This window comes from Arthrobacter sp. D2-10, assembly GCF_054161285.1.
This window is the reverse complement of the sequence record NZ_CP096431.1, coordinates 2093292-2115545: the sequence shown is the minus strand read 5'-3', so window position 1 is coordinate 2115545 and position 22254 is coordinate 2093292. Positions and strand designations below refer to the sequence as shown.

Here is a 22254-nt window from a genome sequence, read left to right as displayed (position 1 = left end):
TCAGCTGGTCGCTCCCGGCCCCGGCTGAGGTGACGGCTCAACCTCGAAAGAGCGGGAGTTGTGACCGACGAAACAGTACACCATTTTGGGATCCGACACTCCCTCCGTTACGATACGCTCACCGTTCCCGTCCGAACGGGCACTTATCTGGGGGACCCATGTCCAAACGTTTTCCCGGCCGCAGGCTTTCGCCCGTCCGGCTTTCTGTCCTGGTTGCAGTTATCGGTGCGCTGGTAGCGTCGACAGTTGTGGGTTGGAATCGTCTCGAAGACGTACGTGCCGCAGCCAACGGAGGGTCCTGGTTTGCCGGCTATGTCGACGCGACGGCCACGCCGTTCTACCCCTTTGAGCAGCCCGCGTCAGAGCAGGGAAAGAGCGTGGTGCTTTCCTTCATCGTCGCTGACCCCCGCGAGGATTGCAGGCCGTCCTGGGGTGCTGCCTACTCGCTCGATGAAGCACAGTCCGAGCTGGACCTGGACCGGCGCATAGCCCGCCTGATCCAGGACGGTGGGGAGGTCGCTGTGTCCTTTGGTGGCCTGATCAACAACGAACTGGCGCGGACCTGCACAGACGTTCGGCAGCTCACGTCCGCGTACCGCTCCGTCGTGGAGCGCTACAGCCTGACAACCATTGATCTCGACATCGAAGGTGAAGATCTTGCTGATTCGGACGCTGCCGCCCGTAGGGCGGAGGCCGTCGCCGCACTTCAGGAGGAGCGCCGCGCGGATGGCAAGGCGCTGAACGTGTGGCTCACCTTGCCTGTCGCGCCGTCCGGGCTGACGGTCCAGGGAACCGATGCCGTCACTGCGATGCTCGAGGGTGGGGTCGATCTCGCCGGCGTGAACGTGATGACCATGGACTATGGCGGAAGCAGGGAAGCGGGTGTCTCGCAGTTGGATGCGTCCATTGCCGCTGCCCGCGCAACGCATGCACAGCTCGGAATCCTGTACGACAGGGCGGGCACCAGCCTGGGGCCGCAAACGCTGTGGAAGAAGATCGGGCTGACCCCGATGATCGGCCAGAATGATGTACCCGCCGAAGTGTTCGATCTTGAGGCCGCAGCCGGGTTCAACGCATTCGCCCTCGAGACCGGCGTCGGACGCATGTCCATGTGGTCGCTCAACCGGGATGCCACCTGCAGCGACAACTACGGCGATGCGAGCATCGTGTCGGACAGCTGCAGCGGAATTGAGCAGGACGGCATCCTTTTCGCCGATGTTCTCGGTGCAGGCTTTGAAGGCCGTGCTGCGACGCTGAATACGGCGCCCACAACAGCTGAACCAACGCCGGAACCGATAGCCGATGATCCTGCTACCAGTCCCTACCCAATCTGGTCAGAGGAAGCCACTTACCTCACCGACGAGCGCGTTGTATGGCGGGGCAAGGTGTACTCAGCGAAGTACTGGACCTCCGGCGACGTACCGGACAACCCGGTGCTGCAGGCCGCTGAGACTCCGTGGACGCTGATCGGTCCCGTGTTGCCGGGTGAGAAGCCGCTCCCTGTTGTCACCGCCCCTGCGGGGACCTACCCGGAGTGGGTCGCAGAGAAGGTATATGAGAAGGGCGACCGCATCCTGTTTGAGGGCAGCGTCTTCGAGGCAAGGTGGTGGAACCGAAGCGACAGCCCCGAGGCGGCGCTGCAATCGGCCGACTCCTCGCCGTGGCGGAAGTTCTCGAGCGAGGAAGTGAAGGAAGTGCTCGAAGAGCTGGACTCCTGACGGGCCCAGCACCGGCGGCTACAGCTCTGCCCGTCGGTGAACTTCTTCGATCAGCTTGCCCACTTGGGCTTCTCGGTCCGGGGCTCCGGACTGCCTGAACAGTTCCTGGCTCTTCTCCAACTGAAACAGCCCCTCGAGAGGGTCGCCGGACCGGGCGAGCGACTGTCCCAGTAGTGTGTACGCCTCAGCAGCGGTTTGGCTGGCAAGGAGGGCGGATGCTTCACAGATCGGGCGAAGCCGTTCGACGGCGGCATCATATTGCGCCGTGAGGAACAGCCAGTGTGCACGGGTCAGGGACAGCTCGAGCTTGTCCCGCTCGCTTCCACCAACGATTGAAGCGGCGAGCTCTGCCCGTTCGATGCACTCGAGCGTTTCCGGCTCGACGACTCCGCCGGCCAGGCGCAGGGCGGCGGACGCCCGGTTGAAGCGAGCCCAGAGATCCAGGTCGTTGGAGGGGGACAGGGTGCTCGCTGCGCGCCGGTGGTAATCGGTGCCGACCGCCGAGTCCCTTCGAAGGTATGCCACATTCCCGATGACCCAATAGGCCTTGCCAGCAGTCTGCGAGTTGACTTCCGGCGTGATGAGTTCGGCGAGGCGAAGGCACTCGTCCCAGGCGTCGTCTACCTGGTCGCTTTCAGCGAGAGCAGCAATCAGCGCATGCTGGGCGCGGATCCGAAGGTCTGGCGATCCTGATGCTTCTTCAGACGACTTGACCGCACGCTTGGCCTCGATGACGGCCGCCTCCAGATTCCCACGGCCCACGAGGGTGTCAGCGAGGAATGTTGAAACTCTCGCGGCGAGATCGGGGTAACGCTCGGTGAGGGGATGACGGTGAAGAGCCTCGGCGGTAGCAGCAGCAGCTTCGAAGAGACCCTCCTTCTTGAGACATTCCACCTGCAGGAACGCCATGTTCCACGAAGCGTTCTCGTCCCCGTTTGCGTCGGCGACACGCTGGGCCTCGCCGGCGATCTCCCGGGCGGCCGCATAATCGCGCTGTGCCCATGCGTCGCGGGCGCGCAATTCCAGGAAAACGTGCTGCCCCGGTTCCTGTGTATTGTCCATGGCCTCATTCCAACATTGTGCTCGGATGGCTCCCCGCGGATCATTGTGTCAGAACGGTCCGCCATTCTTACGGGTACGCCTTGTATTTCTTTTTAGGGATCCGTCACAAAACTGCGGAAAAGATGAGACAAAAGGCACTGGTAGCAAGGGGGTGGCTCCATATACTGAAGGGGCTGTGCAACGCAGGGGGCAATCAGTCCTTCTGCGTCCATCAAGTGACAAGGAATAACTATGAAAAAGGTCTCCGCAACACTGTTGCTGACTGCGTTGCTTTTGGTTGGGGGCGGCACGGCTGCTCAGGCTGCCAAAAGTGGCAACTGGCCCGATAGCACAACAACGACCGCGAAGAGCGGCAACTGGCCGGATAGCACGTACCGGAGCGTCTAGTGTGACCCGGTTCAGGTACGCACCTGAACCGCAGCAGAGGTCGTGGAGGCCCAGAGTTTCGTCTGGTCTCCACGGCCTCTTCCGCATTTCGGTGCGGTCAGCCTTTCAATGAGGCGTCAGCGTTTCAGTGCGGCCACAATGCTTCGGACGTGAGCCGCACGGTCCGGTGCGCCGGCGTCGTTGAAGCTTTGTTCCGCGGTTTCAAGATGCGCTAGCGCTTCAAGCTCCTGGCCCTGGGCTGAAAGCGCCTGGGCCAGCAGCAGGTTGGCTTCTCCTTCCGTCTGGCGGGAGAGCGCCGTGCCTTCCGCGCAGATCGGCCGTAACCGTTCCACCGCTGCGTTCAGCTGCCCGGTGAGGAAGAGCCAATGCGCGCGTGTGAGGGAAAGCTGCAGTTGATCCCGCTCCGTCCCGCCCACAATGGAGCTGGCTACCTCAGCTCGTTCAATGCACTCAAGTGTCTCCGCATCAACGACACCGGCGGCGAGACGCCGCGAGGCTGAGGCCCGATTGAACCTGGCCCAGAGCTCAAGGTCATTGTTCGGCGTGAGATGTTCAGCGGCGAGGCGGTGGAATCGGGTGCCGTCCTCCACCTGATGGCGCATGAACGCAACGTTCCCGATCACCCAGTAGGCCTTGCCCGCCGTCTGGGTATGGATGCCCGGAGTGATGTGCGTGGAGAGGTCGAGACACGTACTCCATGCTTCGTCCAGCCTGTCACTCTCGGCGAGGGCGGCGATGAGGGCGTGATGAGCCTCGATCTGCAGCTCGGGGGCGTCCGCGACGGTGGCGGCGCTTTTCACGGCAATCGTGGCGCTGTCGACCGCCTGGTCCAGGTGCCCCAGACCCTGCTGGCAGACCGCCGCGAGGGTGTGGACCCTCGCCTTCAACGCATCTGACTCCAGGGACAGGCTGCTGGCGCCGAGCACCTCAGCTGATTGGAGTGATTCATCGAGATGGCCTTCCTCGCGTAGGCACTCAGCCTGCAGAAAGGTCATGTTCCACCAGGCGCGGTGATCCTCTGCCCGCGCTGCGAGTGCGACTGCAGAGGCCGCAAGCAGCCTTGCTGCACGATAATCGCGCTGGCTCCACGCTTCACGCGCTCGCAGCTCATACATAACGAGATCGCCCGACTGTTGTGCTGCCACCCTTCCCCCTTGCGTTGAGGTTGCGCCGGACAGTCGCAGAATGCTCCCGAGAACCCGATGCGACTGTCCCTGAGTTTATGCGTAAAGAATGCATTGAGACAGATACCCGGAGGAACACGGCAGAACGTGAAAGGGGTCGAACATCGCGGGTTCTTTCCTCGCCTCGGGGGTGTTGTGTATCACACATCGTTCGTATACTGAGTCAATCTGGTGTCAGTGACTCTGCACTCCTAAGCGAAGGAATCTGTCATGAAACGACTTCCCGCAGTTCTCTTGCTCACGGCGGCCCTTGCGCTGGGAGGGGGTACTGCGGCTGTAGCGGGGGATAGCGCGTCCACGCCCAGGACGGTTGTCTCCTACGGGATCATGATCGATGACTGGCCCCACTGACAGTTTTTGAAGTGTCCAAAGGACCGTTCGAGCCACCTGGGTGCTCGGACGGTCCTTCGCGTTGAAAGGCCGAGTCTGTACTAGCCTAGGGTCCATGCGTATCGCCCGGTTTGTGCTCAACGATGATCCAGCGTTCGGCCTCGTCGAAGGACCCGAGGGGGCGGAAGAGATTGCCGTCATCAGCGGTGACCCCTTCTACGGGGGAATCCAGCCCACGGGAGCGTGCCACAAACTTGAGGATGTTCGGCTGCTCGCACCTGTGATTCCTCGCAGCAAGGTAGTGGGAATCGGCCGCAACTACGCGGACCATGCTGCTGAGTTGGGCAATGAGGTTCCGCCCGCCCCGCTGATGTTCCTCAAGCCGAACACCTCTGTCGTCGGTCCCGGCGATCCGATCGTGCTTCCCTCCTTCTCCGATGAAATCTCCTATGAATCGGAGCTCGCGGTCATCATCGGCCGGATCTGTAAGGATGTGCCGGTGGAACGCGTGGATGACGTGGTCTTCGGCTACACGTGCGCTAATGACCTCACCGCCCGCGATATCCAGAAGACCGACAATCAGTGGGCACGTGCCAAGGGGTTCGACACCTCCTGCCCGATCGGACCGTGGATTGAGACGGAGCTGGACACCGAGGACCTGGCCGTGCGCGGTTGGCTCGACGGTGAGCTCAGGCAGGACGGCTCTACCAATCAGATGATCTGGGGAGTCAAGGAACTGGTGTCCTACGTTTCCCAGGCTTTCACGCTTCTGCCCGGCGACCTTATCCTCACCGGAACTCCCGCCGGGGTGGGGCTCATCAGCGAGGGGCAGAGGTACGAGGTCGAAATTGAGGGCATCGGGCGGTTGTCCAACCCCGTCCGCAGGTAGGTCGCGGCCCGGGACGCGATCAGCCGGACAGTAGACTGGGGTCCATCATGACTACTGCCGATCTCCCCACTGTCACGCCAGAAACTCCAGTCCGGGTCCGCTTTTGCCCCTCGCCGACCGGAGTGCCGCACGTCGGTCTCATACGTACCGCACTGTTCAACTGGGCATACGCCCGGCACACCGGCGGAAAGATGATCTTCCGGATCGAGGATACCGATGCCGCCCGCGACAGTGAGGAGAGCTACGAGCAGCTTCTCGAGGCGTTGACCTGGCTGGGCATCGATTGGGATGAGGGTGTTGAGGTCGGAGGACCGCATGCTCCGTATCGTCAGTCGCAGCGAGGCGACCTCTACCAGGACGTCATCGCCCGGCTGGTGGCGGCAGGACACCTGTACAGGTCCTACTCCACACCGGAAGAGGTGGAGGAGCGGCACAAGGCTGCCGGACGCGACGTCAAGCTGGGGTATGACAATTTCGACCGGAACCTCACCGAGGAGCAGAAAGCCGCCTACGAAGCGGAGGGCCGGCCTGCGGTTCTTCGTCTTCGCATGCCGGACGAGGACATTACTTTCACTGACCTCGTGCGCGGCGACATCACCTTCGCCGCGGGAAGCGTCCCGGACTTTGCGGTCGTGCGGGCGAACGGAGCTCCGCTCTACACGCTCGTCAATCCGGTTGATGACGCGCTCATGGGCATCACCCATGTGCTGCGCGGGGAAGACCTGCTCTCCTCGACGCCGCGTCAGGTTGCGCTCTATCGCGCCCTCATCGACATTGGCGTGGCCCGCTACATGCCGCTTTTCGGCCACCTCCCCTATGTCATGGGACAGGGCAACAAGAAGTTGTCCAAACGGGACCCGGAATCCAACCTCTTCCTTCACAGGGAACGCGGCTTCATCCGCGAGGGGCTGCTCAACTATCTCTCATTGCTGGGCTGGTCCCTGAGCGCTGACGAGGACATCTTCACCGTCGACCAGCTGGTTGAGACGTTTGACGTGCATGATGTGTTGGCGAATCCTGCGCGCTTCGATGTGAAGAAGGCCGAGGCAATCAACGGATCGCACGTCCGCCTGCTGGACCCGGAGGACTTCCGGATGCGGCTGGTTCCCTATCTACAGTCTGCGGGTCTTCTCGGTGCCACCATCAGCTCACATGAGCTGACCGTCCTCACGGAGGCCGCACCCCTGATTCAGGAACGCATCACGCTACTCGGAGAAGCGCCCGAGATGCTCGGTTTCCTGTTCCGCGCCGATGAAGAGATCGAGGTTGCGGAAGACGCCCGCAAGGGTTTGCCGGCGAATTATGAGGAGGTTCTGGACGCGGCCCTGCGTGCGCTTGAGCCGCTGGAGGAGTGGACTGCCGACTCCATCCAGGCGGCGTTGCGTGGCGCCCTCGTGGAAGAACTCGGACTGAAGCCGCGCGTCGCCTTCGGGCCGGTGCGGACGGCCGTTTCGGGGCGCAAAATCTCGCCGCCCTTGTTTGAGTCGATGGTCATTCTGGGTAAGGAGTCTTCATTGGCGCGCGTGAGGGCATTGCGTGGAAAATAATACTGCCGCGCCGATAGTTCAGGGCGTACTCTTCGACATCGATGACACCCTCGTTGATCTCGAAACTGCAATGGGCCGGACCCTGCACCACATTGGGGCTGATACCCTCGCGCACCTCAGCGAGGCGGAGTGGGCCGAGTACAAGCAGCTCTATACACGGGACCCACATGGATATTACGACCAGTTCCTGGCCGGGAAGCTGAGTTTCACGGAACAACGAATCCGCAGAGCTCGGCACGCACAGGCATCCTTCCTTGCTGAACCGCTGGAGGGCGAAGCAGCGGCGCGTTGGAATCACGCGTATGAGGCCATCCTGCCGCTCCACTTCGAACCGTATGACGACGTGCTTCCCGTCCTTGATGAACTGGACCGCCGCGGAATTCCCTACGGGGCGGTCAGCAATAACGTGCACGACTACCAGAGGGCAAAGCTGGATAAGGCAGGCCTGCAGCGCGTCGCGGCGCTCGTCGGGATTGACACGGTCGGGGTAGCCAAACCCGACCCGGCCATTTACCTGGAAGGCGCACGCCGGCTGGGCACGGATCCGGAGCGGACCCTGTACGTCGGAGATAACCCCGTGCTCGATGCTCAGGGCGCCGAGAGTGCCGGCCTGGTCGGCGTATGGCTGGACCGTAGCGGGGTGCAGGAATCCGGCTTCATCGGCCGTCGAATCACCTCCCTCCGGGACGTTTTGCGAATCGTGCCGGACATCCGGTAAAGTCGTATCTCGGCGCGGACGGGGTTGACCTCCTGCGAAGCAGGAAAAACCGCCGGAAAGTGCCATTGGGGTATGGTGTAATTGGCAACACATTGGTTTCTGGTACCAACATTCTAGGTTCGAGTCCTGGTACCCCAGCGCTGTATAGCGGCACATTTTGAGCAGATCGCCACGCAGGAATTGCGAACCGCTCGATTTGGACCGCAGCAGCAGATGTGAAACAATCATCTAGCTCGTTTGGCGGGAAACCGGCAGACAAAACAGTACTGGCCCCATCGTATAGCGGCCTAGTACGCCGCCCTCTCACGGCGGTAACGCGGGTTCGAATCCCGCTGGGGTCACAAGAGTTCCGCCTCAACCATCATGGTTGGGGCGGAATTTTCGTTTAAACGGCAGCTGCGCCCTCAAATCCCGACGACGACCAGCAGAACTGGCATGATGGGACCATGACTGCCTCGCTGCCGGATGCTGACGTTGCGGGGCTTGCCGAATTGCTCGGCCGGGTGCGTGAAATCCTTAACCGCCTCAGCTTTCCGCTGGAGTCTGCTGGGGCACCCGATGCCCGACTGGAAGCCCGAGCCGCGGCAGCACAGCTCGACGACTACATTCTTCCGCGCATCAAGAGCCTCGATGCGCCGCTTCTGGCAGTTGTCGGCGGGTCCACGGGCGCAGGCAAGTCAACCCTCGTGAACGCACTGGTGGGCCACCCTGTTACCCGGTCGGGCGCCATCCGCCCCACCACCCGCCAACCGATCCTGCTGCATCACCCCGCGGAGGGACACTGGTTCGCCGGCGACCGTGTGCTGCCTTCACTGAGCCGGCAGCGCGCCGTCGTCGTTGACCCGGACGGGGGGGCGGTGCCCGCTTCCCAGATTGCCTCGGTGCAGGACTCCGGCTCTGCAGCTCAGCTACTGCTGCAGCCGGACCCCACCATTCCCCTGGGCCTTGCGCTGCTGGACGCTCCGGATATCGACTCGATTGCTGATGAGAACCGTCGCCTGGCATCCCAACTGCTCGCGGCCGCTGACCTGTGGCTGTTCGTCACCACTGCCAACCGCTATGCCGACGCTGTGCCCTGGCATCTGCTCAGGGAAGCGGCCCAGCGCGACATTCTGCTCGCCGTCGTTCTCGACCGGGTACCGCACGGTGTGGAGGAGGAGGTCCGGGCTGACCTGCACACGCTGCTCGCGGCCGAAGAGTTGGGCCATGCACCGATCTTCGTGATTCCCGAGGAGAAGCTCAATCCTCTAGGCATGTTGCCGCCGGAGAGCGTCGACCCGTTGCGGCGCTGGCTTCGCGCTATCTCGGTCGATGCTGAGGGCCGCCGGGAGATTGCCCGCCGTACGCTGGAGGGCGCCCTGCGCGCGCTGGGTCATCGGGTGGAGAAGGTGGCAGACGCACAGGACCGCCAGGTCGAAACGGCAGGACGGCTCGAGGAAGTTGCGCGCGAGTCCTACCGGACCGCGCTTGATGCCGTACTCGAATCCACCAAGGACGGCACGCTGCTACGCGGTGAGGTGCTTGCCCGCTGGCAGGACTTCGTTGGCACTGGTGAGTTCATGCGCGGTCTCGAATCAACTGTCGGGCGGATCCGCGACCGCATCGGCGGTTTCCTCACGGGCAAGCCTCCACGAGCTGTCACCGTTGAGACCGCAATCGAAAGCGGGCTTCAGACCGTGATCGTGGAGGAAGCCGCTAAAGCAGCCGATCGCACCGAGCGGCAGTGGCGGGCGGAATCTGCCGGGCGGACGCTGCTGGAGTCCGGAAACCCCGCCATGCCACCCGATTTCAACGAGCTTGTTGTGCGAGAAATCCGGGCCTGGCAAAAGGACCTGCTGGACCTGGTCCGTTCGGAGGGCGCGGACAAACGCTTTGCTGCCAGAATGCTCTCGTTCGGAGTCAATGGGGTAGCCGTGGCTCTCATGATCGTGGTGTTTGCTTCGACAGCCGGTCTCACCGGTGGTGAGGTGCTCATCGCGGGCGGTTCAGCTGTGATCGGGCAAAAATTGCTCGAAGCGGTTTTCGGTGAGGAGGCAGTCCGCCGGCTGACCCGGACAGCGCGACTGCAGCTGCAGGAGAGGTGCGAGAAATTGCTCGACGCGGAACGTGAGCGTTTCACTGACAAGCTTGCGATCCTCGAGGGCGAACCGGCGTCAGAGGACCTCCGCGAGCTGGCCGCCAGCCTCACCGAGCGGCGGTCCGTGGCCGAGGACCTGCGAAATGATGGCCCGACGCCGGAGGGCGGGCAGTGAGCCGTCACCGCGGCGAGGCATCGTCCTCCCGACTACAGATCCGCCTTGAATCGCTCAACACTGCCCGCGAACTCGCTGAGGGACGCGTCGATGAACACCAACTGGGTGCGGTCTACGGGGTGCTGGACCGAGCTAGCTCGCGTCGGTCGCTCTCGTCGGCGCACACGGTCGTCGGTATCTTCGGTCCTACGGGTAGCGGGAAGTCGTCGCTCCTCAACGCACTGACGGGCACCGACCTTGCGCGTGTAGCCGCCCGTCGCCCAACCACTGCTGAACCGCTCGCTGTGATCTGGGACGAAGACGGAAGCTCAGACCTGCTCGACTGGCTGCAGGTTTCGAACCGCCATGTGATGCCTGACGGTGCGCCATTACTGCCGGTTCCCGGTAATGGCAGCCGGCGAGCCAAGAGGGATGACGGCGATGAGGGCGGGCTGATTCTGCTGGACCTGCCCGATTTCGATTCAACGGCGCTGGGTCACCGTGTCATCGTGGAACGCCTTGCGGGGCAGGTGGACGTGCTGCTGTGGGTCACTGATCCGCAGAAGTACGCTGATGCTTCGCTGCATCGTGAGTTCCTCGAGCCCCTGGCAACGCATGAGGCCGTCATCCTTGTAGCGCTCAACCAGTCGGACCGGCTCTCTGAGAACGATCTCGCCCAGGTGACCCGGTCGCTGAAGCAGATCCTTGCCGGGGAAGGACATGGATCTGCTGTTGTACATGCTGTCTCTGCGGTGAACGGTACGGGCCTGAGGTCGCTGGCGGAGGAAGTCCGTGCGATCGTGCGGCGGAAGGAAGCGGCCACCGGGCGGCTGTCGGCCGACGTGGATGTAGCGGTTGACTCGTTGAGGGAGTTCACGGGTCCTGAGCTTCCACCGCCGTCGAAAGCGGCACGTACCGCTCTCGCTGACCGACTCGCCGACGCGACAGGCGCCGACGCGGTCATTGACGCCGTCGTGCGCTCCTACCGCCGGGATGCCCACGCAGTCACGGGATGGCCGGTGACTCGGTGGCTCGGGAACCTGCGCGCGGATCCTCTACGGCGCCTGAATCTCAGGCGCGGCGACGTACAGGAGTTCGTCGGACGCACCTCCCTGCCGGAGCCGGGCCCTGCGCAGCGGGCGTCCGTTGACCGGGCACTGCGGACGTTCGGGGAGGAACTCTCAGCCGGGGCAGTCGAGCCTTGGCGGACGGCCATCCGCGATGCCGCCAGGAGCCCTGAACCTGAACTGCTCGAGCGTCTCGACGAGGCGGTTGCGCGCACGGACTTCTCCTCCGGCTCACGGGCGTGGTGGTGGCCGGTCGCAGGGGTTTTGCAGTGGTTGTTCCTTGCGGCCATGGTGGTCGGCATCGGATGGTTGGCGGTCCTGGCCGGACTCGGATTCCTGCAGTTCCCGATTCCTGAATCACCACGGGTGGAGGGAATTCCGGTCCCCACGCTGCTGGCGGTCGGGGGAGTGGTGGCGGGAATCGCCGTCGGTATTCTGTGTGCCGCCCTGGCCCGGTTGGGGGCACGCAGACGCGGCAAGCGAGTACGACGACGGCTGGTCGCCTCCATCACGGAGACGGCGGAAGCGGTTGCGGTCGGCCCCGCTGCCGCCGAAATCGAGCGCTACAACAGCTTCGTGCAGGCCGTGGGTAGGGCGGCTGCCCGTCGGTGATCGTGCGCTCCAGAATGCTTGATGATCAGGTGCTGGACGACTAGGTGCTCGACGATCAGGCGCGGAGGGCACCAAGCACCTTTTGCATCGTGCGAAGGTTCCGTGTGGTCGTTGCGCTCTTGAAGCGGGCCTTGTTACTGAAAGCGTTCAGCGGACTTTCGAGCGTGCCGCCCTTCGGTGCCTGCCACGCGACTGCGATGGTTCCCAGCGAGTGCACCGGTTCGTCGATCGATCGGGCGAAGTCAACGAATTCGGCCAGGACCTCCGGGTCGGAGAACAGCGTGAGGTAGGTGTGAAGACCGGGATCATCGGCGGGGAAGGGACACTCCGCGACGATGCTTTCGACGGTCTCCGCCGGCAGCACAACCACCCACGCAACATATCCGAAACGTTGCCGCAGGGCATGCTCGCTCTGTGACTTCAGATCGAGCTGCGAGAGGTCGCTGCTGCAAACCACATTGCCGGAGGCCAGGAGGGTCTTCACGTCCGAGACCGGAAGTGTCTCCAGAGTCTCCCGGAGGTCGGCGGACTTGATGGTGATACCGCCGACGTTCACACCGCGAAGGAACACTGCGTACCTGGTCATGGCCACAGCGTAACGCCGTGCCTGCGCAAAAGATCCGCTATTCCGCGGACTTGCCGATAGCGCTGGTGAGCTGGGCTGCCGCGCTCACCACGACCTCGGCATGGATCCGCCCGGGCTGGCGCGTAAGCCGCTCGATCGGTCCGGAGATCGAGACTGCGGCAATGACACGGCCGGACGGACCACGGACCGGGGCCGACACGGAGGCTACCCCCGCCTCACGCTCGCCAAGACTCTGCGCCCAGCCCCGCCGTCGTACTCCGGCAAGCACCGTGGGCGTGAAGCGGGCGTTCTGGAGTCCCTTGAGCAACCGGTCGTGGTCCTCCCAGGCGAGGAGGCACTGTGCTGCCGATCCTGCCCTCATGGACAGCTGGGTGCCGACCGGAATGGTGTCGCGAAGGCCGATAGGGCGCTCTGCGGACGCCACGCAGACACGGGCGTCCCCCTGGCGCCGGAAGAGCTGAGCGCTTTCCCCGGTGGCGTCGCGGAGCTGCAGCAGGACGGGACCGGCTGAAGCAATGAGGCGATCCTCGCCGGCGGCTGATGCCAACTCCACGAGGCGGCTGCCCAGAACGAAGCGTCCCTGAATGTCCCTGCTGACCAGACGGTGGTGAACAAGCGCGAGGGCGAGGCGGTGCACGGTGGGGCGGGCGAGACCGGTCGAGGTCACGAGCTGCGCGAGAGTAGTGGGCCCGGCTTCCAGGGCATCGAGCACAAGAGCCGCTTTATCAATGACGCCGACGCCACTAGAATTGCCCATAACCTGATATTGCCGTCTCAATATCTGAGACGCAAGTCGCTGGACTGGCGCCGGGCATCGCGCTCCTGCTTCAGTTGTTGGAAGATCTGATCGAAGGCACGCGGAGGAACCGGCCATGGGCAAGACGCTCGCAGAAAAAGTCTGGGAATCGCACATCGTGCGCAAGGGCGAGGTCGTCAACGGACAGGCTGAACCCGACCTGCTCTACATTGACCTGCACCTCGTGCATGAGGTCACCTCACCGCAGGCATTCGAGGGCCTCCGTCTTGCAGGCAGGAAGCTCCGCCGGCCCGACCTGACGATCGCCACCGAGGATCACAACACTCCGACGATCGACATCGATCGTCCCATTGCAGACCCAACCAGCCGTACGCAAATCGAGACGCTGAGGGCAAACTGCAAGGAGTTCGGCGTAAGGCTGCACTCGCTGGGTGACGCACAGCAGGGGATCGTGCACATCATCGGTCCGCAGTTGGGCCTTACACAGCCCGGCCTCACCGTAGTGTGTGGAGACTCGCATACCTCCACACACGGTGCTTTTGGAGCGCTGGCCATGGGCATCGGAACCTCCGAGGTCGAACACGTCATGGCTACCCAGACGCTCTCCCTGACGCCCTTCAAGACCATGGCAATCAACGTCGAAGGAACGCTCAAGCCCGGCGTGACATCGAAGGACATCATCCTTGCCGTCATCGCCAAGATCGGCACCGGCGGCGGTCAGGGTTACGTCCTTGAGTACCGCGGTTCCGCCATCCGTGCACTGTCCATGGACGCGCGCATGACCATCTGCAACATGTCGATCGAAGCCGGCGCACGGGCCGGAATGGTCGCCCCTGATGAAACCACCTTCGAGTACCTCAAGGGGCGCGCGCACGCACCGCAGGGCGAGGACTGGGATGCCGCCGTCGAGAACTGGCGCACCCTGCGTACCGACGGCGACGCGACCTTTGACGCTGAGGTCTTCCTGGACGCGGACGACCTCGAACCCTTCGTTACCTGGGGGACCAACCCCGGCCAGGGCGTCTCGCTGAGCCAGGCTGTTCCTTCGCCGGACGACTTCGCCGACGAGAACGAGAAGGCGGCCTGTCAGCGCGCCCTCGAGTACATGGCACTGGACGCCGGTACACCCATGAAGGACATCCGTGTAGACACTGTGTTCCTGGGGTCGTGCACCAACAGCCGGGTCGAGGACCTGCGGCTGGCCGCGGATATCATCCGAGGGCGCCAGAAGGACCCGAACATCCGCATGATGGTCGTGCCCGGCTCCGCCCGTGTCCGCCTGGAAGCCGAAGCCGAAGGACTGGACAAGGTGTTCAAGGACTTCGGCGCCGAATGGCGTTTCGCCGGCTGCTCGATGTGCCTGGGTATGAACCCGGATCAGCTCGCCCCCGGGGAGCGGTGCGCTTCGACGTCGAACCGGAACTTCGAAGGCCGGCAGGGCAAGGGCGGGCGTACCCACCTGGTTTCACCCGTCGTGGCCGCCGCGACTGCGGTACGCGGAACGCTGAGCTCACCGTCAGACCTGGACCCCGTACCGCCCGCCGTACGCGAGACGTCCACCAGCCACGCGGCCTAGCCTGAGCAAGGCAATCTTCGAAGGAGCACCATGGAAAAGATCACCACGCACACAGGCATCGGCGTTCCGTTGCGCCAGAGCAACGTGGACACTGACCAGATCATCCCCGCCGTCTACCTGAAGCGCATCACCCGTACCGGCTTCGAAGACGCGCTCTTCGCCGCATGGCGCAAGGACGAGAACTTCATCCTGAACAGGGAACCGTTCAACCGCGGTTCGGTGCTGGTGGCCGGGCCGGACTTCGGCACCGGCTCGTCCCGGGAACATGCCGTGTGGGCCTTGAAGGACTTCGGGTTCCGGGCAGTCATCTCCTCCCGCTTCGCCGACATCTTCCGCGGCAATTCCGGTAAGCAGGGGCTGGTGGCAGCCCAGGTAGCCCAGGATGACATCGAGCTGATCTGGAAAGAACTCGAGAACCACCCCGGCACGGAGGTCACCGTCGACCTTGAGTCTCGGCTGGTCACCTGCGGGTCCATCATCGCGCCGTTCCAAATCGACGACTACACGCGCTGGCGTCTTCTTGAAGGACTCGACGACATCGGCCTGACCCTTCGCCATGAGGAGACAATCACGGCGTATGAGGCGCAGCGGCCAAGCTACAAACCAACCACGTTGCCCGCCCGAACCTAGAGCCTCCGGGCAGGTGCAACAAGAATCACGTTTCCTGCCGGAATTTAGTGCTGCACCCGACTGTTTGCACTTCACGACGGGACCGGTCCGATCCCGACACAGCCTCGCCCCGAAGCTGTCGGTATTTCAGTCTGGTAACAGTAGCTCCTATGCTTAGCAGGGGTCTTATCTGCTGTTGGGGCTTACACGTTGAAGGAAATAGGTGTTCATGGGTAGCGTTCTGACCATCCGTGGTGGTGTCCCTCTTGCAGGAAAGGTGACCGTCCGCGGTGCCAAGAATCTGGTGCCGAAGGCCATGGTCGCGGCCCTGCTGGGAAGTGCGCCGTCTGTGCTGCGGAACGTCCCAGAAATCAAGGACGTCGACGTCGTCACGAGCCTGCTGAAGCTGCACGGCGTCGAGGTGAGCAAGGATCCGGTGACGGGCGACCTCACCATGGACCCCGCTAACGCCAAGATGGCGGCGTCGAAGGACATCGACGCCCATGCGGGAGACTCACGGATCCCCATCCTGTTCTGCGGTCCCCTCATGCACAGCATCGGCGAGGCCTTCATTCCCGACCTGGGCGGCTGCAAGATTGGCGATCGTCCCATCGATTACCACCTGCAGGTTCTCCGCAACTTCGGCGCTGTCGTCGACAAGCGGCCCGGCGGCATTTCCATCTCTGCTCCAAAGGGTCTCCACGGCGCCAAACTTGAGCTTCCGTACCCGAGCGTCGGCGCCACAGAGCAGGTGCTGCTGACCGCCACCCGTGCCGAGGGCATCACCGAACTGAGCGGTGCCGCCGTCGAACCGGAAATCATGGACCTCATTGCCGTCCTCCAGAAAATGGGCGCAATCATCACCGTCCAGACGGATCGCACTATCCGCATTGAGGGCGTCAAGGAACTTGGCGGCTTCAACCACAAGGCAATCTCCGACCGCAACGAAACGGCATCGTGGGCGTCGGCGGCGTTGGTCACCCGCGGTGACATCTATGTCGAGGGTGCCCGCCAGCTTGACCTCACAGCGTTCCTGAACACGTACCGCAAGATCGGCGGAGCGTTCGACGTGAACGACGACGGCATCCGTTTCTACCACCCGGGCGGCAAGCTCTCACCGTTGGTGCTGGAGACCGACGTCCACCCCGGCTTCATGACCGACTGGCAGCAGCCCCTGGTGGTTGCGCTCACCCAGGCCGAGGGCGTGTCGATCGTGCACGAGACCGTGTATGAGAACCGGTTCGGTTTCACCGATGCGCTGGTGCGCATGGGCGCGAATATCCAGGTGCACCGCGAATGTCTCGGCAGTGTTCCCTGCCGTTTCGGCCAGCGCAACTTCCTGCACTCGGCGGTCATCTCCGGGCCTGTTCAGCTGCACGGCACCGACATCGACGTTCCTGATCTGCGCGGCGGCTTCAGTCACCTCATTGCGGCTCTTGCGGCGGTGGGCACCTCCCGCGTGACCGGCATCGAGTTGATCAACCGTGGCTACGAGCGCTTCCAGGACAAGCTCGAGGCGCTGGGAGCGGACTTCGACGTCGCCGAATCCTCGGATTCAGGAATCGGCCGCTAACCGCGGTCGCACGCCGGCATGACCGAACCAGCATCGTCCCGCGCAACGTTCGCGGTTCTCGCCACCATCCTGCGGCCCCTCATGAATGCCATGATGGCCAAGGAGTGGAAGGGCGCTGAGAACCTTCCCCGCGATACCGGTTTCATCGTGTGCCCCAACCACGTCACGGAAATCGACCCGATCGTGATTGGACACTTCCTCTACAACAACAAGGTCCTGCCGCACTTCCTTGCGAAGGCGTCCCTGTTCAGGATCCCGGTGGTGGGTGCGGTTCTGCGAACCACCCTGCAGGTGCCGGTGGAACGCACGACGGCGGGAGCGAACCACTCACTGGAGGTCGCCAGGGAAGCCATTGAGGGTGGCGGGGGAATCATTATCTACCCCGAAGGCACCCTGACCAGGGATCCGGACATGTGGCCCATGAAAGGCCGCACCGGGGCAGCACGCCTGGCCCTGCAAACCGGTGCACCGGTGGTGCCCATTGCGCACTGGGGCGCCCAGGAGGTCTTCCCCCGGTATGCGAAGCGGTTGTACCTGTTCCCGCGCAAGACTTCACGTGTACTCGTCGGGAAGCCCGTCGACCTGTCGGATCTCCAGGGCGGTCCCGTCACCCGCACCACGCTGGAGGCGGCAACCAGCCGCATCATGGACGCGCTGACCGCGCTTGTCGCGGACCTGCGTGGTGAAACGCCGCCGGCAGAGCGCTGGGATCCGGCGGCACGGAACCAGAAAACCACGGGCAGGAACTTCGGGTCCTCCACGGGTGAGGTTCAGTGACGCGTCGGCCTCCCGCCGTCGTCGCCGTCCTTGGGTCAGGCAGTTGGGGGACGACCTTCGCGAAGGTGCTCGCGGACGCAGGGGAACGCCACGGTACCCAGGTCCGCCTGTGGGCACGACGCGAGGAAATTGCCCGCGAGATCAACACCAGCCATACGAATAGCCGATATCTCGGCGACACAGTGCTGCCGGATAACATTCGATGCTCCACCGACGTCGCGGACGTCCTCGACGGGGTTGAGCTGGTCGTCATCGCCGTTCCCGCCCAGTCCCTGCGGTCCCAGCTGTCGGCATGGAAGCCGCTGATTTCGCCCGACGCCGTGGTCGTCTCCCTCATGAAGGGACTTGAGGTCGGAACCGACGCCCGCATGAGCCAGGTGCTCGCCGAGGAACTCGGCCTGCCTCAGGACCGCATCGCGGTTGTTTCCGGTCCGAACCTCGCGATGGAGATAGCGCGTTGTGAGCCCACCGCGTCGGTGGTGGCATGCCCGGATGCCGAGGTGGCAACCTGGATCGCCGCTACGTGTACGGCAACGTACTTCCGCCCTTACACCAATACCGATGTGGTGGGTGTGGAGATCGGCGGCATCGTGAAGAACGTGATTGCTCTCGCTGTGGGTATCTGCGAGGGAAAGCAGATGGGTGACAACACCAAGGCATCCGTCATCACGCGCGGGCTGACTGAGACCACTCGTCTTGCTGTCGCGCTGGGCGGTGAACCGGAAACGATGTCGGGCCTTGCCGGTATGGGGGACCTCATTGCCACGTGTTCCTCGTCGCTCTCGCGCAACCACACAGCGGGCAGGCTGCTTGGACAGGGGCTCACGCTCGATGAGGTGACGGCGCACATGAACCAGACGGCCGAGGGCATCAAGTCAGCCCAGGCGGTGCTTGACCTGGCGCGCCAACTCAATGTCTACATGCCGATTACGGATAGTGTTGTTGCCGTACTTCAGGGAAACCTGTCCGTACATGACCTCGGCCCGCGACTGCTGGCCCGCGAACTGAAATCCGAAGGCTAACTGTGACCTCATCTTCGAAGCCCCGTGTTCTCGTGCTTTTCGGCGGGCGTTCGAGTGAACATGCCGTCAGCTGCGTAACTGCCGCCGGTGTGCTGGACGCAATCGACCGCAACAAGTACGACATCGTTCCGGTCGGCATAGCGAAGAACGGCCAGTGGTCTCTGGTCTCGTCCGACCCGGCCCAGTGGTCGCTGCGGTCGACGGTGCTCCCCGAAGTGCCTGTGTCGCCCGAGTCGGTGGTGCTTGCAACTGCGTCCGACGGCGGAGCTGCGCAGGAACTCGTTGTCACGGCATCGGAGCAGATGCCGCGCAGCCTCGGAGCAGTCGACGTGGTGCTGCCGCTCCTGCATGGGCCCTTCGGTGAGGACGGCACCCTGCAGGGCATGCTTGAAATGGCGGACGTGCGTTACGTCGGAGCCGGCGTTCTGGCGTCCGCCGTCGGGATGGACAAGCACTACATGAAAGTGGTGTTCGCTTCCGCCGGGCTCTCGGTCGGGCCCTACGAAGTGTTCACCGACCGCGACTGGACACGCAACCGCTCCGCATGCCTTGAGCGCGCCTCACAACTCGGCTTCCCCGTCTTCGTCAAGCCTGCCCGTGCGGGATCCTCCATGGGTATCTCGCGTGCCACCACACCGGAGGAACTGGAGGACGCCGTCGAGACGGCACGCGCGTTCGACCCGAAGGTGATCGTTGAGGCAGGAATCGTCGGACGCGAAATCGAAGTTGCAGTCCTGCAGGGCCGCGGAATGGATGAGCCGAGGACCAGCCTGCCCGGTGAGATCGCTGTACAGCCCGGCGAACATGAGTGGTACGACTTCGAGGCCAAGTACGTTGATGGTTCCGCAGCTGAGCTGAGCTGCCCGGCCGACCTCCCGCCGAACGTGACGGACCGTGTCCGCGAACTCGCCGCCCGCGCCTTCGACGCCCTTGGCACGGAAGGGCTTTCACGCGTCGATTTCTTCTATACGCCCGCCGGTGAACTCATCATCAACGAAATCAACACGATGCCGGGATTCACGCCCATCAGCATGTACCCCCAGATGTGGGCCAAATCCGGGCTCACCTACACGGAGCTGATCGATGAGCTGATTGAGTTGGCGCTCGAACGCAGGACAGGCCTGCGCTAGAAGCGGCAGGAACCGGCTGATGAACGAGCCGAAACGGCCTACCCTCCGGGACATCGCCCTTGCGGCGGGCCTCTCGAAAGCCGCCACGTCCTATGCCTTGCGCGGACTGCGGGGATCAGAAAAGACGGTTGCCCGGGTACAGGCAATAGCTCGCGAGATGGGTTGGACTGCGGACCCGGTTGCCCGGGCCCTCGCCGGCGGACGAAGCAGCAATGTCGCAATCATTGGTCCATTGGGGGATCTTTGGCGGCAGGGCCTGGCGGTCATGCTGTCCGAGGCCTTACACAACCGCGGCATGTTCTCTGCGATTGCGAACGTGGACACTTCTCCCGAACGCGAGCAGAAAGCACTGCGCACGCTTGCCATGCGTAGGGTGGACGCCGCGATAGTGCTTCCTGTCGATCCTTCTGCCGGATACTGGGCGGACGTTCCGGAACGTATCCGGCTGGTGTCGGTGGGGGACGCGCTGCTCCACCGTCCGGTTGCCCGGACCGTCCTGTTCGATAACGAGTTCGGGATCGGCGCCGCCCTGCGTCACCTCGAGGGGCTGGGGCATCGGTCGGTGGGTCTGCTCGCCCCGTCGCTGCCGTCCACGCCGGGACGTCCCGCGCAGCTCCTGGTCGAAAGGCTGGGCGAGGAGATGGGCTTGAGCGCCGCGGTCGCGGCATCGACGTCGTCGGTGTCGGGAGCCGCGGAAGCTGCCACCGTTCTCCTCACAGGTTCACCGCGTCCGACGGCGCTGCTGTGCCTGAGCGATTCCCTGGCCTTCGGCGCCTACCGGGCGGCCCGGTCTCTTGCCCTGTCCATTCCCGGGGACGTCTCCATACTCGGCTTCGATGACAGCGAGTTGGCCCCGCTGGTGAGCCCTGCGCTCACCACCTTCGGCTGGGATGAGTCATCGATCGTGGCAGCGGCAATCGAAGCGGTGATGAACGACGACAGCCCTGCGTCGGTCTCATTCCGACCCGAGTTCCTGGTGCGCGGATCCACCGGGCCTGTTCAAGGCGCCTGACGAAAGACCCACTTCATTCCGCCCGGATGACTTTCGCGGTCGGAACCTTCTCTCGAATCATCTGGATGGCCCGACTGCCTTGGCTGAACCATGTGGCGCTCAGGTCGATGGACAGTCCCGTAGATGAGGTCAAGGTGATCAGACCGGGCTCCAACTCCTCCAGGACCTCAACGTCATTCCAGAGGATCGAGCAGTACACACCATCGCTGAAGCTCACCCCGGCGTCACCGACTACCAGTTGCGCGCGGGCAGGAACTCCGGTGACCGCTCCGCGCAGGCCTCGTCGAAACCGTTCACCCCTGATGGCAGGATAGTGGCGAGCATGCTCAGCAACGAGGCTTTCATCGACCGGGAAACAGCCTTCCGGCATGCCGACCACGAGGGTCTCCTCAAGCAGTGTCAGAACACGCTTGCACGTCTCCGGCGCGACTCGATGGACCAGTTCCATCTTCTCGATTGCAGTCAGCGCAGGGTAGTTCATCAGGTGGTTGCGGGCTGCGGCAATTGCCTCATCCATGGCGTTGCCGGGGTCATCGAGATACTCCTGCAGTTCGCGAACGCTGTCTTCGATGTCGAGAGTCGAAGGACCCCGTTCACTCATGGATCGGAGGATTCGGAGAAGGCCGGCCAGCACATCGTCGATATGGTGAGCCGGCGGATCCGTCAGCACGCACAGGATGCCCCTGCCATCGATATCCAGGACAGGCTCAATGTCAACCTCGTAGATCCAGCCCCTTGAATGCCGCAGTTCATGAATCACCGTTCGACGGATGAGGGAGGAGAGAAGGAAAACCCCTTCGGTTTCTACATCCGACAGGACAGGCAGCTCGAAGGACAAGCTAAGCTGCGGTCCGTCCTGCTCAAACCACATCGGGTAAGGCAGGTCCACACGAGGTGCTGGGGCCGGGGTACGGGGTTCTCCTGATGGCAGCAGGAGACGTAAGTCCTGCGGCGGCGGGCCGCTCAGGACGAGCACGGCGTTCTGTTGCGTGAAATAGGTGCGGATATGGTTGCGAACTGCTTCCTCGTCAATTAACCGCAGCCCATGGGGCGCGACGTCCGTAAGGCCCAGCGATCGCACACCGAATCTCCGGCGCAGATGCCGGGAAACTGCCAAGTTCACGACCGAGCCGCCTTCCGCTTCCAGTACCTTCTTCTCCACGGGGAGCCGTTCGAAAGACGGCGAGCTGATCGCGGCGCACAGGGCAGACAGGAAAGCGACCACGGTCTCCGGTCTCCCGGACGTGCTGAAGGTTGTCATGGAGGGTTCGACCATGGCGTTTGTGGCGTCACGACCGTCGGACGCCTGTGCCATGATGAGGTGCTCCGCCAGATGGGTGATGCCGGCGGTCATGAAAGTCTCATCCCGGACACCTGCCCGGAAGATCAGTTCTGCCGCCAGCGGCCCCGGCAGGTCAAGCCAAAACACCGGGACGCCATCGACCACGTCTGTATTGAGCGTCATAG

General features: G+C 63.4%; 19 protein-coding genes and 2 tRNA genes. 16 read left to right on the top strand and 5 right to left on the bottom strand.

Features of this window, described 5'->3' with window-relative positions:
- Positions 1 to 158: 158 nt before the first annotated feature.
- Entirely contained in the window at positions 159 to 1718 is a 1560-nt protein-coding gene (locus M1D74_RS09875; RefSeq protein ID WP_309071498.1) for a chitinase, read from the top strand.
- Positions 1719 to 1736: 18 nt separating this feature from the next.
- On the opposite strand, the gene M1D74_RS09870 is transcribed toward M1D74_RS09875, so the two are convergent.
- Positions 1737 to 2780, bottom strand: a complete 1044-nt coding sequence (locus M1D74_RS09870) for a hypothetical protein (RefSeq protein ID WP_458115210.1) — start codon at positions 2778 to 2780, stop codon at positions 1737 to 1739.
- A 503-nt stretch (positions 2781 to 3283) separates the two neighbouring features.
- The gene (locus tag M1D74_RS09865; protein ID WP_458115209.1) at positions 3284 to 4312 is read right to left on the bottom strand and encodes a hypothetical protein; all 1029 of its coding nucleotides are present in this window, start codon (positions 4310 to 4312) and stop codon (positions 3284 to 3286) included.
- A gap of 249 nt (positions 4313 to 4561) precedes the next feature.
- Between M1D74_RS09865 and M1D74_RS09860 the strand changes: the two genes are divergently transcribed.
- The 8 genes from M1D74_RS09860 (at position 4562) to M1D74_RS09825 (ending at position 11745) form a co-directional block, all read left to right on the top strand.
- Positions 4562 to 4702: a hypothetical protein gene (locus M1D74_RS09860; RefSeq protein ID WP_309072646.1), complete on the top strand. Its 141-nt coding sequence runs from the start codon at positions 4562 to 4564 to the stop codon at positions 4700 to 4702.
- Positions 4703 to 4796: 94 nt separating this feature from the next.
- On the top strand, positions 4797 to 5570 hold the full coding sequence (locus M1D74_RS09855; protein ID WP_458115208.1) for a fumarylacetoacetate hydrolase family protein: 774 nt from the start codon (positions 4797 to 4799) through the stop codon (positions 5568 to 5570).
- 47 nt (positions 5571 to 5617) lie between these two features.
- Positions 5618 to 7117, top strand: a complete 1500-nt coding sequence (gltX, locus tag M1D74_RS09850) for a glutamate--tRNA ligase (protein ID WP_458115207.1) — start codon at positions 5618 to 5620, stop codon at positions 7115 to 7117.
- Entirely contained in the window at positions 7107 to 7835 is a 729-nt protein-coding gene (locus M1D74_RS09845) for an HAD family hydrolase (protein ID WP_309072649.1), read from the top strand. The genes gltX and M1D74_RS09845 overlap by 11 nt, the downstream gene beginning before the upstream one ends.
- Positions 7836 to 7901: 66 nt before the next feature.
- Positions 7902 to 7973 (top strand) — tRNA-Gln (locus M1D74_RS09840).
- Positions 7974 to 8103: 130 nt separating this feature from the next.
- Positions 8104 to 8176, top strand: a tRNA-Glu gene (locus tag M1D74_RS09835).
- A gap of 105 nt (positions 8177 to 8281) precedes the next feature.
- On the top strand, positions 8282 to 10087 hold the full coding sequence (locus tag M1D74_RS09830) for a dynamin family protein (protein ID WP_309071805.1): 1806 nt from the start codon (positions 8282 to 8284) through the stop codon (positions 10085 to 10087).
- Positions 10084 to 11745, top strand: a complete 1662-nt coding sequence (locus tag M1D74_RS09825) for a GTPase (protein WP_458115206.1) — start codon at positions 10084 to 10086, stop codon at positions 11743 to 11745. Before M1D74_RS09830 ends, M1D74_RS09825 begins: the two co-directional genes overlap by 4 nt.
- Before the next feature lie 55 nt (positions 11746 to 11800).
- Here M1D74_RS09825 and M1D74_RS09820 read toward each other — a convergent pair whose 3' ends face one another.
- On the bottom strand, positions 11801 to 12331 hold the full coding sequence (locus M1D74_RS09820) for a DUF1697 domain-containing protein (protein WP_309071807.1): 531 nt from the start codon (positions 12329 to 12331) through the stop codon (positions 11801 to 11803).
- Positions 12332 to 12368: 37 nt separating this feature from the next.
- Positions 12369 to 13088, bottom strand: a complete 720-nt coding sequence (locus M1D74_RS09815) for an IclR family transcriptional regulator (protein ID WP_458115205.1) — start codon at positions 13086 to 13088, stop codon at positions 12369 to 12371.
- Positions 13089 to 13203: 115 nt separating this feature from the next.
- Between M1D74_RS09815 and leuC the strand changes: the two genes are divergently transcribed.
- The 7 genes from leuC (at position 13204) to M1D74_RS09780 (ending at position 20787) form a co-directional block, all read left to right on the top strand.
- Positions 13204 to 14664 (top strand): 3-isopropylmalate dehydratase large subunit, encoded by a 1461-nt coding sequence (leuC, locus tag M1D74_RS09810; protein ID WP_458115204.1) that lies wholly within the window; start codon positions 13204 to 13206, stop codon positions 14662 to 14664.
- A 30-nt stretch (positions 14665 to 14694) separates the two neighbouring features.
- Complete coding sequence (gene leuD, locus M1D74_RS09805; protein WP_458115203.1) at positions 14695 to 15294, top strand: 3-isopropylmalate dehydratase small subunit; 600 nt, start codon at positions 14695 to 14697, stop codon at positions 15292 to 15294.
- Positions 15295 to 15502: 208 nt separating this feature from the next.
- Positions 15503 to 16846, top strand: a complete 1344-nt coding sequence (gene murA / locus M1D74_RS09800; protein ID WP_309071811.1) for a UDP-N-acetylglucosamine 1-carboxyvinyltransferase — start codon at positions 15503 to 15505, stop codon at positions 16844 to 16846.
- 18 nt (positions 16847 to 16864) lie between these two features.
- Positions 16865 to 17623: a lysophospholipid acyltransferase family protein gene (locus tag M1D74_RS09795; protein ID WP_458115202.1), complete on the top strand. Its 759-nt coding sequence runs from the start codon at positions 16865 to 16867 to the stop codon at positions 17621 to 17623.
- The gene (locus tag M1D74_RS09790; protein ID WP_458115201.1) at positions 17620 to 18645 is read left to right on the top strand and encodes an NAD(P)H-dependent glycerol-3-phosphate dehydrogenase; all 1026 of its coding nucleotides are present in this window, start codon (positions 17620 to 17622) and stop codon (positions 18643 to 18645) included. Before M1D74_RS09795 ends, M1D74_RS09790 begins: the two co-directional genes overlap by 4 nt.
- On the top strand, positions 18633 to 19775 hold the full coding sequence (locus tag M1D74_RS09785; protein WP_458117171.1) for a D-alanine--D-alanine ligase family protein: 1143 nt from the start codon (positions 18633 to 18635) through the stop codon (positions 19773 to 19775). Before M1D74_RS09790 ends, M1D74_RS09785 begins: the two co-directional genes overlap by 13 nt.
- Before the next feature lie 19 nt (positions 19776 to 19794).
- Entirely contained in the window at positions 19795 to 20787 is a 993-nt protein-coding gene (locus M1D74_RS09780) for a LacI family DNA-binding transcriptional regulator (RefSeq protein ID WP_458115200.1), read from the top strand.
- A 13-nt stretch (positions 20788 to 20800) separates the two neighbouring features.
- Here M1D74_RS09780 and M1D74_RS09775 read toward each other — a convergent pair whose 3' ends face one another.
- Complete coding sequence (locus M1D74_RS09775) at positions 20801 to 22252, bottom strand: insulinase family protein (protein WP_458115199.1); 1452 nt, start codon at positions 22250 to 22252, stop codon at positions 20801 to 20803.
- Positions 22253 to 22254 lie beyond the last annotated feature (2 nt).

What these genes read in the sequence shown, in the direction of transcription:
- M1D74_RS09795 (WP_458115202.1), top strand. Translation starts at nt 16,865, where the DNA reads ATGACCGAACCAGCATCGTCCCGCGCAACGTTCGCGGTTCTCGCCACC.
- M1D74_RS09860 (WP_309072646.1), top strand. Translation starts at nt 4,562, where the DNA reads ATGAAACGACTTCCCGCAGTTCTCTTGCTCACGGCGGCCCTTGCGCTG.
- murA (WP_309071811.1), top strand. Translation starts at nt 15,503, where the DNA reads ATGGGTAGCGTTCTGACCATCCGTGGTGGTGTCCCTCTTGCAGGAAAG.
- M1D74_RS09870 (WP_458115210.1), bottom strand. Translation starts at nt 2,780, where the DNA reads ATGGACAATACACAGGAACCGGGGCAGCACGTTTTCCTGGAATTGCGC.
- M1D74_RS09875 (WP_309071498.1), top strand. Translation starts at nt 159, where the DNA reads ATGTCCAAACGTTTTCCCGGCCGCAGGCTTTCGCCCGTCCGGCTTTCT.
- M1D74_RS09855 (WP_458115208.1), top strand. Translation starts at nt 4,797, where the DNA reads ATGCGTATCGCCCGGTTTGTGCTCAACGATGATCCAGCGTTCGGCCTC.
- M1D74_RS09830 (WP_309071805.1), top strand. Translation starts at nt 8,282, where the DNA reads ATGACTGCCTCGCTGCCGGATGCTGACGTTGCGGGGCTTGCCGAATTG.
- leuC (WP_458115204.1), top strand. Translation starts at nt 13,204, where the DNA reads ATGGGCAAGACGCTCGCAGAAAAAGTCTGGGAATCGCACATCGTGCGC.
- M1D74_RS09820 (WP_309071807.1), bottom strand. Translation starts at nt 12,331, where the DNA reads ATGACCAGGTACGCAGTGTTCCTTCGCGGTGTGAACGTCGGCGGTATC.
- gltX (WP_458115207.1), top strand. Translation starts at nt 5,618, where the DNA reads ATGACTACTGCCGATCTCCCCACTGTCACGCCAGAAACTCCAGTCCGG.
- M1D74_RS09775 (WP_458115199.1), bottom strand. Translation starts at nt 22,252, where the DNA reads ATGACGCTCAATACAGACGTGGTCGATGGCGTCCCGGTGTTTTGGCTT.
- M1D74_RS09815 (WP_458115205.1), bottom strand. Translation starts at nt 13,088, where the DNA reads ATGGGCAATTCTAGTGGCGTCGGCGTCATTGATAAAGCGGCTCTTGTG.
- M1D74_RS09780 (WP_458115200.1), top strand. Translation starts at nt 19,795, where the DNA reads ATGAACGAGCCGAAACGGCCTACCCTCCGGGACATCGCCCTTGCGGCG.
- leuD (WP_458115203.1), top strand. Translation starts at nt 14,695, where the DNA reads ATGGAAAAGATCACCACGCACACAGGCATCGGCGTTCCGTTGCGCCAG.